Source organism: Pelagicoccus mobilis, assembly GCF_016595505.1.
Lineage (GTDB): Bacteria > Verrucomicrobiota > Verrucomicrobiia > Opitutales > Opitutaceae > Pelagicoccus > Pelagicoccus mobilis.
Genome location: NZ_JAENIL010000029.1, coordinates 62,453 through 75,959, shown reverse-complemented (window position 1 = coordinate 75,959; position 13,507 = coordinate 62,453). Strand labels below are relative to the sequence as shown.

10 protein-coding genes and 1 pseudogene are annotated in these 13,507 nt (G+C 52.5%); 9 read left to right on the top strand and 2 right to left on the bottom strand.

Annotation, left to right across the window (positions count from 1 at the left end):
• The 3 genes from JIN87_RS15910 to JIN87_RS15900 are packed head-to-tail and all read left to right on the top strand — an operon-like array spanning position 1 to position 2,833.
• Positions 1–1,014 (top strand): TRAP transporter substrate-binding protein, encoded by a 1,014-nt coding sequence (locus JIN87_RS15910; RefSeq protein WP_200356579.1) that lies wholly within the window; start codon positions 1–3, stop codon positions 1,012–1,014.
• Positions 1,011–1,547, top strand: coding sequence for a TRAP transporter small permease (locus JIN87_RS15905; protein WP_200356578.1), 537 nt, complete (start codon positions 1,011–1,013; stop codon positions 1,545–1,547). Before JIN87_RS15910 ends, JIN87_RS15905 begins: the two co-directional genes overlap by 4 nt.
• A complete protein-coding gene (locus JIN87_RS15900; protein ID WP_200356577.1) occupies positions 1,544–2,833 on the top strand; it encodes a TRAP transporter large permease in 1,290 nt (429 codons plus the stop codon). Before JIN87_RS15905 ends, JIN87_RS15900 begins: the two co-directional genes overlap by 4 nt.
• Positions 2,834–2,915: 82 nt before the next feature.
• Here JIN87_RS15900 and JIN87_RS15895 read toward each other — a convergent pair whose 3' ends face one another.
• Both JIN87_RS15895 and JIN87_RS15890 read right to left on the bottom strand, forming a co-directional pair.
• Complete coding sequence (locus JIN87_RS15895) at positions 2,916–3,722, bottom strand: AraC family transcriptional regulator (protein WP_234033447.1); 807 nt, start codon at positions 3,720–3,722, stop codon at positions 2,916–2,918.
• A gap of 32 nt (positions 3,723–3,754) precedes the next feature.
• Complete coding sequence (locus tag JIN87_RS15890) at positions 3,755–5,002, bottom strand: glycoside hydrolase family 27 protein (RefSeq protein WP_200356575.1); 1,248 nt, start codon at positions 5,000–5,002, stop codon at positions 3,755–3,757.
• A 223-nt stretch (positions 5,003–5,225) separates the two neighbouring features.
• Here JIN87_RS15890 and JIN87_RS15885 point away from each other — a divergent pair, with 223 nt between their 5' ends.
• The 6 genes and pseudogenes from JIN87_RS15885 to JIN87_RS15865 all read left to right on the top strand — a co-directional run bounded on the left by JIN87_RS15885 (position 5,226) and on the right by JIN87_RS15865 (position 13,506).
• A complete protein-coding gene (locus tag JIN87_RS15885; RefSeq protein WP_200356574.1) occupies positions 5,226–6,902 on the top strand; it encodes a sodium:solute symporter in 1,677 nt (558 codons plus the stop codon).
• A 162-nt stretch (positions 6,903–7,064) separates the two neighbouring features.
• Positions 7,065–8,003, top strand: a pseudogene (locus JIN87_RS28950) (glycoside hydrolase family 43 protein); the annotation flags it as partial.
• A complete protein-coding gene (locus tag JIN87_RS28945) occupies positions 7,995–8,900 on the top strand; it encodes a glycoside hydrolase family 43 protein (RefSeq protein ID WP_345780799.1) in 906 nt (301 codons plus the stop codon). The pseudogene JIN87_RS28950 and the gene JIN87_RS28945, both read left to right, overlap by 9 nt.
• A 125-nt stretch (positions 8,901–9,025) precedes the next feature.
• Positions 9,026–9,685 carry a sigma-70 family RNA polymerase sigma factor gene (locus JIN87_RS15875; protein WP_200356572.1) on the top strand — a complete coding sequence of 220 codons (660 nt, stop codon included), beginning with the start codon at positions 9,026–9,028 and terminating at the stop codon, positions 9,683–9,685.
• Positions 9,686–9,687: 2 nt separating this feature from the next.
• Positions 9,688–11,862 carry a serine/threonine-protein kinase gene (locus tag JIN87_RS15870; protein WP_200356571.1) on the top strand — a complete coding sequence of 725 codons (2,175 nt, stop codon included), beginning with the start codon at positions 9,688–9,690 and terminating at the stop codon, positions 11,860–11,862.
• 267 nt (positions 11,863–12,129) lie between these two features.
• Positions 12,130–13,506, top strand: coding sequence for an MFS transporter (locus JIN87_RS15865; protein WP_200356570.1), 1,377 nt, complete (start codon positions 12,130–12,132; stop codon positions 13,504–13,506).
• Position 13,507: the final 1 nt, after the last annotated feature.

Here is a 13,507-nt window from a genome sequence, read left to right as displayed (position 1 = left end):
ATGACTAAGAGTGCTTCTATTTTTTCTGTGGGTGTTCTTGTAGGCGTGCTCGTAGCGTCGGCTGTGTACGCCTTTGTGTCCGGTGGAGGCAGTGATGTCGCTGGTGGACGTGTGTTGAAGTTGGCCCACGGTTTGGATACGAGCCATCCGGTGCACTTAGGGATGGTAAAAATGAAGGAACGTGTGCTCGAGCTCTCTGGTGGACGTTTGAGTATGGATATCTATCCAAGTGGTGTATTGGGATCAGAAGTACAGTGCATCGAGCAATTGCAGAGTGGAGAGCTTGCCATGTCTAAGACTTCAACTGCCGCTATGGAGTCGTTCATTCCTGAGATGGGAGTGTTTGGCGTTCCGTACCTTTTCAATGATGAAGATCACTTCTGGGATGTGCTGGATAGCCCGCTTGGCAAGGAGCTGCTTTCGGTTGGAAAGGGGACGGGGTTGATCGGACTTTGCTACTATGACGCGGGTAGTCGCAATTTTTATAGCACCAAAAAGCCAATACGTTCGCCGGACGATCTGAAGGGAATGAAGATACGGGTACAGAATAGTCGGATGGCTATCTCGATGATCGAGGCTATGGGTGGTTCGCCAACGCCAATCGCTTGGGGCGAACTCTATTCGGCCTTGGCGCAGGGAGTTGTTGATGGGGCGGAAAACAACCCCCCCAGTTTTTATAGCAGTCGCCACTACGAGGAGTGCAAGTACTTCACTCCAGACGCTCATACGAGAGTTCCGGACTTGCTGATGATCAGTTCGAAAATCTGGATGAGCTTGAGTGGAGAAGAGAAGGATTGGCTGCAGCAAGCCGCCGATGAGTCTTCCATTTACCAGAGAGAGCTTTGGGCCCAAAAGACAAAGGAGTCCTTGGCTGCTGTCGTAGAAGCAGGTGTCGAGATTGTTGATTGCGATCCGAGTCAATTCCAAGCGGCTTGTTCTTCAATCAAGGATACACTCGTTGGAACTCCAATGGAGCCATGGTTGAATAGGATCGTGGAGGAGGCGGAAAAATGAGTATGGAGTCGCAATCCCAGTTGCTTGGGGCAGCTATCGCAGTTCGAAAAAGCGTGACCCGCATCTTACAAACCTTGGTTATCCTCCTAATGGCGGTGTTGGTCCTAGATGTGCTTTGGGGAGTTATCTCAAGGTATGCTTTTGGGCAGCAGGCGAAATGGAGCGAGGAGCTCGCTCGTTTGTTGTTGGTTTGGGTTTCCCTTTTTGGAGCAAGCGTCGCCTTTGCGATGAAGGCACATCTTGGGCTCGACTATTTTGCTGAAAAACTACACCCGACAGGAAAGAAGCTGAACAAAGTGATAGGCATTGTAGTGTGCCTGTTCTTCTCTGTATCCGTATTTCTTATCGGTGGTTTCGATTTGGTGCAGAAGACCTTTGCATCAGGGCAAACAATGGTGGCCCTTCCTATGGCGAAGTGGTGGGAGTATATTGCCCTTCCGATAAGTGGAGTGTTTATGACGTTTTTCTTGCTTGAGCAACTTGTGGAAGTTTTAGCGACTCCAAAAGACCGGAGTGAGGAGGCTGCAGGATGATCGAAGTAATCGTAATTCTCGTTATGGTGTTTGTCGCCTTGCTGGTGATGAACGTGCCAATCGCTGTAGCGATCGCGGTAGCGACTATGTTCGCAATGTTGCTGGAAGGTTATGACCCCAATCTAATGGTTGCTTCAAAAATGGCCAACGGGATCGATAGTTTCGCACTCTTGGCCATACCGTTCTTTATCCTGTCAGGGGTCTTGATGGGGCGTGGTGGAATGGCTCGTCGTCTTATGGATTTGGCGGCAGCGTTAATGAGTCGTTTTCCCGGAGGTCTTGCATATGTGAATACACTGACATGTATGCTATTCGGATCGATATCCGGGTCAGCGGCAGCAGCGGTGACATCCATCGGCGGGTTTATGCTGCCTGAGATGAAAAACAAAGGGTATAACAACGAGTTTAGTGTGGCAGTGACAACCACCGCGGCAACCACAGGACTGTTGATTCCGCCGAGCAACATCATGATCGTGTATGCAGTTGCGTCTGGTTCTGTATCCATCGCTGCCATGTTTATGGCTGGCATTCTACCCGGTATCTTGATCGGTCTACTTCTGATGCTTGTCTGCTTTATCATCGCGAAGAAGACTGGGCTCAGCTCTGGAGAAAGCTATCGTCTTAGCGAAATATGGTCAGCTTTTAGAAGAGCGTTTCTGAGTATGCTGCTGCTTGTTATCGTAATAGGCGGTATTTTGAAGGGGGTGTTTACTGCGACCGAGGCTTCAGCTGTTGCCGTGGCCTATTCCTTTTTCCTCTCGGTCGTGTTGTATCGGGAGGTCAAATTGAGTCAGTTGCCTGAAATCCTGTTGCAGACGGGGGTGACGACAGCAGTCATAATGCTACTAATCGGTGCGAGTTCAGGGATGTCCTGGATCATGACGATTTCGAACATTCCGCAAACTGTGTCCGCTCTGCTGTTGGGACTATCTGACAATCCTCTCGTGATCATGCTCATGATCAATTTGTTACTGTTGTTCGTCGGGACGTTCATGGATATGACTCCAGCTGTCCTCATCTTTACGCCGATCTTTTTGCCGATCGCGAAAACGTTGGGAGTCGATCCGGTTCACTTTGGTATCATCATGATCGCGAACCTTTGTATCGGGCTCTGTACACCTCCGGTTGGCACGTGCCTGTTTCTAGGGTGCGGAGTAGGGAAGACAACGATTGCAAAGGTGACGCCGATAATGATCCCATTCTTTGTGGCGATGTTTATTGGGCTGATGCTGATCACCTATGTGCCTGCGTTTTCAGTGGCGCTGCCTCGTATGTTTGGACTGTAGCTCCGTTTTCGCTAAATCTGTGGGAAGCGGCCTTGTGCCGCGGTTCTCGACGAACCAGCTCGCTCTTACAGATACGGTAACCCTATCGCGATTTGCGAGGTGTGTGGCCGTAGTTTTTTTTGAAGGCACGACCGAAAACGTTAGTTGAGGAGTAGCCGCTGGCTTTGGCGATATGGCAAATGTCTAAGTTCGTTGTTTCGAGCATTTTTCTGGCGTGGTCGAGACGTAGGGAGCGCAACAACGCTCCAGGTGACGTTTGATAGCGTTTAGAGAATCTGCGGATGAAATGCTCGCGGGTGACACCGCAGGTGCTAGCGATCTCGGTGAGCGTGATTGGGCTCGTGTATCGGTTTTTTATTAGATGGTAGCCGTACTCTATGGGGTCACGGTGTTGGGTGTCGTCGACTTGCTGGCGGTAGATGGAAGTCAGTAGGCGAGTGATGTATTCAGATTCTTGATAAAGGTCGATGAAGTCGCTCGATTGGAAACGGTAGAAGATCTCATCGAAGAGACTGCAGGATTCGCTGCCATCAGGCATCGAGAGAACGGAGCCAAAATCGCGGCGAATTCTATTGAAGAGCGGCGTGGCGGTGGTGCTCGGATCGATGGAGAGGTAGCGTAGTTTGTAAGGCTCGCTGGCTGTGGCGGGATATCCGTAGCGGGAGTTCTCTCGCTGGGTGAAGGCGATGAGGGTCCCGATAGGGAGGGCGTAGCGTCCGGTTTCGTTTTCAAAGAAACCTTCTCCTGAGAGAGTGCGTTGCAGGTTGATTCGGTTGGATTCCGAACGCTTGGAATTGTCCCAATAGTAGCTTGTGTCGCGACGCGTTTCGTCTGCCCCTCCGTCTACTCTGGCAAAAACGTCTTCCCGCATTTGGGGAAGACGTATCATGTTTTGCATTATTTGCGAGGATTTGGTTCTCGCTACTTTTTGCTGAGACGAAGGGTGAGGACGTCGTGACTGGCGATGCTTGCCTTGAGCGGCTTGTGAGTGTCGCCGAGGTCATTGTCGTTCCAGAGGTCGCGAATTTGGTATTCGTCAGGGAAGGTCTGTTCCATGCGATGCCACTCGATGGTGACGTCCTGGCTTTCTTCTGAAGAGTTCAGGACTGTGACCGCCCAGTCGCCATTGTGGAGTGGCTTGACCCAAATCTCGTATTTGTCGGGTGCAGTGAAGATCCGCCAACCCGCGACTCCGTCGGGATCTTGATTGATGGCGATGATTTCCTTGTTGGTAAGAATTTCGACGATTTCAGGGGTGACGATTCGCATGTCGTTACCGGCCATGAGGGGAGAGGAAATCATTGCCCAAAGGGTGAAGTGGGAACGCGATTCCGCGAGGGTGAGCCCGGGGTTGCCGACTTCGAGCATATCGGCGTCGTTCCATCCACCAGGGCCGGAGTACTTGCCGAGTCCATCGCGTCCTACCACGGAGGGTTCCGCATCGTGGTAACCGTCGAGGATGACTTTAAAGCCGCGTGACCATTTGAACTCGCAGTCCCAGCAATCGTAGATGTCGCCCGAGATACGCCAGAGGTGCCCTATATCCTGGGCCCATTCCCAAGGCTTGTTGTCACCCCATTCGCAGATCGAAAAGATGACGGGACGCCCAGCGGCGTACAAGGCGTCGCGCATGGTGGTGTAAGCTTCTTTGGCGTCGCGGGTGTCCGTGGCGCACCAGTCGTACTTGAGGTAGTCGACTCCCCAGGAAGCGAATAGACGGGCGTCTTGGTACTCGTGCCCTTGGCTGCCCGGGTAACCGGCGCAGGTGGTTTTGCCTGCGTCACCGTAGATGCCAAATTTGAAGCCCATCGCGTGGAGCTTGTCGGCTAGGGCTTTGATGCCATTGGGGAACTTGACGGGGTCGGGTACGAGATTGCCTTCGGGGTCGCGTTCACGCAGTGACCAAGTGTCGTCGATGACGATGTATCGGTAGCCAGCGTCGAGCATGCCATTGGCTTTCATGGCCTCCGCGGTATCAATCACGAGTTGTTCACTGATTTCGGATTCGAAGGTATTCCAGGAGTTCCAGCCCATTGGAGGCGTGAGAGCGAGTCCTTCGAATTTTTTAGCTTGGGTGACGGTGCATAGGAGTGCGGTTGCCGTAATCAAAACAGCAAGTTTTAGGAGGCGGGCTAATAGCCCTGAGGGGGTGTTTAGTTGTGCTTTCATGACGCTGATTTTGTTGATCAATACAGCGTTGGACGAATCTCTCAGCGGCAATGGAAGTTCGCCTTAAGATCACAAAATGCACATTTGGTGGTCACTCTTTGCCTTCCGGGATTTGTTGTGGCGGCTGTTAACTGAATAAGGCGCATATAGAGATATCGATGCTGTTGTACCTCTGTTTTACTGGAGAAGTTTTCATCGGTATACCTCCTAAACCTGAATCTCTATGAGTACCCTAACTGGATTTGATTGGACTATTGTCGCGGTGTATTTCGCGGGGCTGGTCGGTATCGTTTATTGGTCGTCGCAGCGGCAGAAAACCACGTCGGACTACTTCCTCGCGGGAAGGCATGCGGCGTGGTTTGTGGTGGGGGCGTCCTTGTTCGCATCGAACATCGGTTCCGAACACATCGTGGGCTTGGCTGGAAACGGAGCCACGAGCGGGATGGCGATGGCGCACTGGGAGCTGCACGCCTGGGTGATGATCGTGCTGGCTTGGGTGTTCGTGCCGTTTTACTATAAGTCGGGCGTTTTCACGATGCCGGAGTTTCTGGAGCGTCGCTTCGATGCTCGCACCCGTTGGGTGCTGTCGATCGTTAGTTTGATCGCCTACGTGTTCACCAAGGTTTCGGTCACTGTTTACGCGGGGGCCTTGGTATTCAAAACTTTGCTACCAGATACCTTTGGAAGTCCTGATAATGCATTCTGGGTGGGAGCGTTTACCACTGTCGTATTGACAGGTATCTACACGGTGATGGGCGGTTTGCGGGCGGTCCTCTATACGGAGGTGGCTCAAGCTTTCATTTTGCTGATCGGATCGGTTTTTATCACCTATATCGGGCTTTCTCAGCTAGGTGGTTGGGGCGAACTCCAGGCTCTTTGTAAGGAGAATGCGGAGTCGTTTGCTTTGTGGCGTCCGCTTTCGGATCCAGATTTTCCGTGGTTGGGTATTCTGATCGCGTCACCCGTGATCGGTGTCTGGTACTGGTGTACGGACCAGTATATCATCCAACGAACCTTGGCGTCCAAGAGCCTGAAGGATGCTCGGCGCGGGGCCTTGTTTGGTGGATTGCTGAAGGTCTGGCCGGTAATGATTTTCTTGGTGCCTGGCTTGATCGGATGGGCACTGCACCAGAAGGGATTGATGGTTATTCCTTCGAAGGGAGAAGGGCAGATCGATGGGGACCAGGTTTTCGCTACGATGGTGACGAACCTGTTGCCTGTTGGCATGCGAGGCTTGGTCGTGGCGGGCTTGCTGTCCGCGTTGATGAGCTCGTTGGCGTCTTTATTCAACTCCTGCGCGACGCTCTTCACGATAGACATTTACGAAAAGATCCGCCCCGGCATGAGCGAGAAGCATCTCGTGAGAGTGGGGCGTTTGGCAACCGTGGTAGTCGTGGTTTGCGGAATCGTTTGGATACCGATTATGCACAACATGGCCGGTGGCGGACTCTACAAGTATTTGCAGAGCGTACAAGGCTACTTGGCTCCTCCGATCACTGCGGTGTTCCTGCTGGGGCTGTTCTGGAAACGCTGTACAAAGGTGGGAGCCTTCTGGGGACTGATAATCGGCTTCGTGCTTGGAATGGGTAAGATGGTCATCGAAGCGGTGGTGGCGAGCGATGCGGCTGCGTCAGGGGTGCTGGTGCAGATCGCGGAGATCAACTTCCTTTATTATTCTGGAGTGCTTCTGGTTATCAGCCTCGTGCTAGTAGTGGCTTTGTCGTTGGTTTCTGAGAAGCCCGATCCGGCATCGATCCAGGGTCTGACGCGCTCGACTTTGTCGGAGGCCGACAAGCGCGAGATCCGCGAGAGTTGGGACAAGTGGGACATCGTGATGACGACCGTGCTCCTGGTTCTGGTGGTTGGCATGTACACCTATTTCAGTTTCTGGTTAAGCTAGTTGGTAGTTTGATCTGGGTAACGTGGTAGTTTACGCGAGGGCCGGTTCAGTTTTGGGCCGGCCCTTGTTTGTTTGTTGTGTGGTGGCAACGACGGAGCGTCGCCCTTCTTGATTCTTGAAAATGGATGGCGGGTTTTTGCTGCCAGGGGCGCATGTAAGAATATGAAGTTTTTGCCTCTTATGTCTTTGCTGGCGGCATCGGTCGCGCAGGCAGCGAACCCCATTATTACAGATGTGCACACGGCCGATCCGGCCGCTCTGGTCCATGAAGGAAAGGTGTATTTGTACACGGGCCATGACGAGCAAGCTCCGGAAACGGCGGGCTACGTTATGAAGGACTGGCTGTGTTTCTCTTCGGATGACATGGTGAATTGGAAGCCGGAGGGTGCTCTTCTCTCTCTGGACGATTTCGAGTGGGCGGAGGCTAACGCCTGGGCGGCTCACACGGTGGAGCGCGATGGTAAGTTTTATTGGTATGTCACTGTTTGGCGGGGCCACGGTAAGGGATTCGCCGTGGGCGTCGCGGTAGCGGATAGCCCGACGGGGCCGTTCAAAGATGCGATTGGCGGTCCGCTGATTTCCAGCGACATGACCCCGAATCCGACCAATCCGCAAGGGCGTGAGGTGACTTGGGATGATATAGATCCGGCGGTCTACGTGGACGATGCGGGCCAGGCCTACATCTTTTGGGGGAATACGAATTGTTATTGGGCGAAGCTGAAGGACAACATGGTAGAGCTCGATGGTGAGATTCATCAGATCGATCTGCCGAACTTCGTAGAGGCTCCGTATGTGCATAAGAAGGGGGATCTGTATTACCTCACCTATGCATGGGGATTCCCGGAACGAACTGCCTATGCGACTTCGAAGAGCCTTGAGGGGCCTTGGGAGTACGGAGGAATTATCAACGAGATCGCGGGTAATTCGAACACGAATCACCAGTCGATCATCGAGTTCAAAGGACGAGACTATTTCATCTATCACAATGGCGGAACCTTGACCGGTGGCAGCTGGAGACGCTCAGTATGTATCGATTATCTTTACTATGATGAGGATGGGGCGATCCTACCGATTGTTCCGACTCTGGAAGGTGTGGGACCTGCCTATGAGGGGCGGGGGAATCCTATTGTGACTGACATGTTTACAGCTGACCCTTCTCCGCTGGTTCACGACGAGACCTTGTATGTGTATACTGGGCACGATATTCAGAACGAGACGGATACGTTCTTTAAAATGGATGATTGGTATGCGTTCTCCACTACGGATATGCTAAACTATGAGAAGCATGGTCCCCTTTTATCGGTCGACGATTTTGCGTGGGCGAAGGGTGACGCGTTCGCGAGTCATTGCATTGAGCGTGACGGAAAGTTCTACTGGTATGTTTCGATCCGACATAAAGACATCCAGGTTCACGAGGGCTTCGCCATCGGAGTTGCGGTAAGCGATAGTCCGACTGGGCCGTTTCGTGATGCAATTGGCGAGGCGTTGATTACGGATAAGACAGAGAATTCGATTGTTCTAAATATCGATCCAGCGGTTTACGTGGACGATGACGGACAGGCCTACATGTATTGGGGGTCATGGGGCGAGTGCCGCATGGTGAAGCTCAAGGATAACATGCTCGAGCTCGATGGATCGGTCGAGACGGTGCAGGCTCACCGCTTTTTCGAGGCGCCCTTCATTCACAAACGAGACGATCTCTACTATCTGACCTATGCATCTGGATATCCTTCGACGACCGAGTATTCAACGAGCAAAAGCGTGACGGGGCCGTGGGAATATCAGGGGGTGCTGAATGAGTTGCTACCGAAGTCCGAGACGAACCACCAAGGAATCGTGGAGTTTAAGGACAACTGGTATTTCGTTTACCACGACGCTTCGCTTCCTGGTGGTGGCGTCTACAGACGCTCGCTTTGTATAGATAAACTTGAATACACGGACGATGGTCTCCTGAAGCCGATCGTACGAACCCGATCGAGCGTGCCACCGTTCGAATAGGGGCACCAGCACCCACTAGGGCGCGAAACGGCTTGTTTTGCGTCTTTTGTTGATTCGGACGAGAACGCGCTTAGTTTGCTGGAAGGTGGCAGCTCCAAACTGCAATTCCTTATTTCACTCACCCCATGTCCCCATTACCCCTTGTGGAAAACGAAGTTCACAACACTGGAAACTCGATAGGATCCTCTGGGCCTGATCAGAATGGTGGTGAGCACGCAGCTGACATCACGCTTTGTTTACAGGCGATTGAAGAGGGGGATGTGAAAGCTTCCGAGGATCTACTCCCGCTGGTCTACGATGAGTTGCGGCAGCATGCAGGGGTACGAATGGCTCGGGAGTCATCGGGACACACCCTGCAAGCGACGGCTTTGGTGCACGAGGCGTGGCTCCGTGTGGTAGGAAAAGGGGGGGTGCGCTGGGAGAGTCGAGCCCATTTTTTTGGGGCTGCAGCAGAAGCGATGCGGCGAATATTGATCGAGTCGGCCCGCCGCAAGGCACGTCTAAAGCGGGGCGGTGACATGGTACGGGTCGATTTGTCGACTATTGATGTGGCAGCTGCGAGCCCGGAGGAAAAAGTCTTGCTGATCGATGATGCCCTCGAACAACTCAAGCTAAAGGACCCGGAGCAAGCGCGCGTGGTCGTTTTGAAATTTTACATGAGTCACACCAATTCTGAGGTGGCGGAGATGCTGAGCATTAGTGAGCGCACCGTCGAGCGGCGTTGGGCTTTTGCGAAGTCTTGGCTTTTTGAAACGATAAAGAAACAGCAAGGGGGCTTAGTGTAGTTATGGACTCCTTACGCGAAGAAGAATTGTTTGATGCAGCCCGAGCGATTAGCGACCCAGTGGAGCGCTCGCGCTACCTGACCGAGAACTGCGAAGATAAAGATTTGAGGCATCGTTTGGAATCAATGCTTGAGTCGTCGGGTGATGTGGATGCGTTTTTCGACGAAGGGGCGGAGGCCTTAAATATTACTCAGGTCGCCCAGGAGTTGAAGAAAGCTCCAGAGGACGAGGAAACGGTAGGAGTACGAATCGGGCGGTATCGATTGATTCAGCGTTTGGGTGACGGTGGCTGCGGTGTCGTTTATCTTGCTGAACAGGAAGAGCCTGTGCGGCGTGCCGTGGCTCTGAAGATCATTCGTCTCGGGATGGAGAGTAAGCGAGTGATTTCACGCTTTGAAGCCGAACGCCAAGCGCTAGCTATGATGGATCATCCCAACATCGCTCGTGTGTTCGATGCAGGGCAGACTTCCAGCGGGTCTCCGTATTTCGTGATGGAGCATGTGCGAGGCGAAGCTCTGACTCACTATTGTCGTGACCACCACCTTGGAATAATCGATCGTTTGGAACTCTTTATCAAAGTGTGCCATGCGATTCAGCACGCTCACCAAAAGGGGATTATTCATGGGGATATCAAGCCGTCTAACATAATTGTAAGCGAGCATGACGGAAAGGCGGTGCCGCGTGTGATCGATTTTGGAATCGCTCGTGCCACGGAGGCTGGGTTCAGCGAAATGATGCTATTTTCGGGTCCTGAAAACCAAGTGCTCGGCACTCCTTCCTACATGAGCCCAGAGCAGGTGCAGCTCGGTGGTTTGGATGTGGATACACGAAGTGATGTGTATAGCTTGGGTGTATTGCTTTACGAACTACTGACGGGGCTTACTCCATTTGATAAGGATCGATTAGCCAGTGTGGGAATCGGTGAATTGCGACGAATTTTCAGTGACGAGGAGCCAGCGAAGCCATCTGAGCGATTGATTGGTTCCGAGCCGGGTAAAGTGTCTCAGTTTGCTGGTACGATGAATAAATCGTCGGAGAACCTAGTCGGGCGACTGAAAGGGGATTTGGATTGCATTGTGATGAAAGCGCTCTCCAAGGACCGGAGACGACGCTATGAGACGGCAGATGCTTTGGCCACCGATCTGCGTCGATATCTAGCGCATGAGCCGGTGATGGCCCATCCGAACTCCTATCTCTATACGGTTAAGAAGGTGGTTAAGCGAAATCGGGTTGTCGTGCTCGCTTCGATTGTGGTGGCTCTCATCCTCGTTTTTGCAACCGGTGTATCCACGATGATGTTACTGAGGGAACGCGAAGCTAGGCAACGAGCGGTTGCGGCGGAGCAGCTTCAAGCTAGATTGCGTGAAGAAGCGGAGATTCGGGAGCGTATGACTCAAGCAGCGATGCTGGTAAATGATGAGGCTTTCGAAGAGGCGGATTTACTTGTACGCGATGTCGAGCTCAACGAAGCGACCATGGAGGGAGCCGCGGTCTTTCGAGCATTGGGCGAATGGCATGTCTTTAATGAAAACTGGACACTGGCCGCGGAGCGATTCCGGGTTCTGTTGAAGATCAACGAACTGGAAGGTGCGGATACGGTGAGCCTAGATTATCTAGAACTCGGACCCGTCCTGATGGAGCTTGGAGATTTGGACGCGTATGATTCTTTCCGTCGTTTAGCGGTTCAGCGTTTCGAAGGATCTGAGATTCCGTTCACCGATCGTATCGTAAAGATCAGTCTGCTTGCCCCGGCGAACCAAGAGATGCTCGCTCAATTGGCACCCTTTGCGGAGGCTTCTCGCGAGGCGAAGCTGGAGGCGGAGGAAATCGGTGATACCTTCCAAGCTTCTTGGCGCGCTATGGCGATCGCCTTGTACGAGTATCGTCGTTCAAATTACGCGGCTGCGGTAGCGGAGGCGGAGCACTGTTTGTCTTTCCCGGATCCAAATGCACCTCGCGATGCGGCGGCTCGGTTTGTGTTGGCGATGGCGAAATTTAAGATGGGTAAGGCGAGCGAGGCAGAAGATGCGTACCAATTAGCGAGTGCAGTGGTACGAGAGAAATACTCGGTCGCTATCGGTAAAGGAAATCCAGTGCAGGGGTTCTGGTTTGATTGGGCGTTTGCTCGGATCCTGGGCTACGAAGCCGGGCGTATGTTTGGTCCTGCGGGGAAGTAGGTTTTTGCCCACGAAGTTTTTTGTGGGAAGCGACCTTGTGTCGCAATTCTCCCGTTCTTGATCGCGGCACAAGACCGCTTCCCACGGTCCCGTTGAATATGTCTGCATTCCTTTGGCGGGTTTGAGAGCGGAAGGGCGCATTGCTTTGTGGAGGCTCTTTGAAGCTGCGTGGATGCGTGGCGACTGGAGCCGGTAACCCCAATTTGTACAACCTGCCCCGTAAGTCAGCACCGCTGATGCTAGGGAGTTGGTTGTGAGCTATTTAGAATGCAAAGCAAACGACTTTCGGTCATTGAAAAGGTAGGATTTGGAGCAGGCGACATGTCGATCAACGTGATGGTCGCGGCCCTGTTCTTCTTGATCAATAAATACTACACTGACGTATTCGGTTTGGATCCTGTTGATATGGGTATCCTTTTTTTGGTCGCCCGTTTCGTGGACGCATTTACCGATCCGATGATGGGACTAATCACTGACCGCTTCAAATGGAAGTCTGGTCGATTTAGGCCCTATTTTGCCTATCTTGCCATACCCTACGGGGTGTCGATGGTGCTGCTTTTTAGTACGCCGGACATGGAGTACGGAGGTAAGCTCGTTTGGGCCTATGCGACCTACCTTGCGGCTACGCTGATGTTTACTGGAGTGGCGATTCCTTACATTTCCTATATCAGCGTTTTGACCACGGACCCGCAGGAGAAACTTTCCGCCAATGGGTATCGGATGTTTTTCGCGAAAATCGCCAATGTCGTAATTGTTGGTTCGGTGCCGGTGCTCGCGACGAAATGGGGGAGTGACGAGAAAATGGGCTACACCCTAGCGATGGGACTGATGTCTGCGGTCGGAGTGTTGCTCATGTGGTTTTGCTGCGGTGCGACGCGTGAGCGTATCGAGCACAAGGTGAATCCTCAGCCGTTCTTCTCACAGTTGGGGGTATTGTTTCGCAATGACCAGTGGTTGGTTCTCGCAGGTTGCTGCTTGTTAGGAACTCTTGGATACGTAATCCGAGGGGGTACGGCTTTGTACTACGGCGAGTACTACTTGGGAGGCAGCAAGGCCATGGCTTCCAGTTTCGTAAGTGCGGGCATTGCTGCAACGGTAGTCGCGATGGTGGCTTCGACGTGGATCACCAAGCGATACTGTAAGGTGAAGTTGTTTCGTTGGTCTCAGATCGCCGTGGGGATACTTAGCTTGGCTATGTTCTTTTTGGTCAAACCAGGAGACATCGCCCTGGCATTCGTGCTCTATATCATCCTTAATTTTGTGGTAGATCTACATGCTCCTGTGTTTTGGTCTTCGATTGCGGAGGCGGTTGATTATGGGCATGACAAAAGCAAGAAACGTGTATCCGGAATTTCCTTCGGTTTAATCTCGTTCTGCCAAAAAGCTGGTGGTGGATTGGCAGGATTGTTGAGTGGACTGTTGTTGGCGTATTTTGGATACGTGGCGAACCAGGTGCAAACGGAAACCGCGATGATGGGAATCGCTCTGATGCTCACGATCATACCAGGGCTCTTTCACGCGGCCTTAGGCTTCCTCATGTTTCGGTATAAGATCACGGATAAGTATTACCAGAAGATGGTGTCCGAGAGCGATGTACTCGGCGTAGACGATGTACCCAGCAAGAAGAGTCTTCACACTGTTTAAG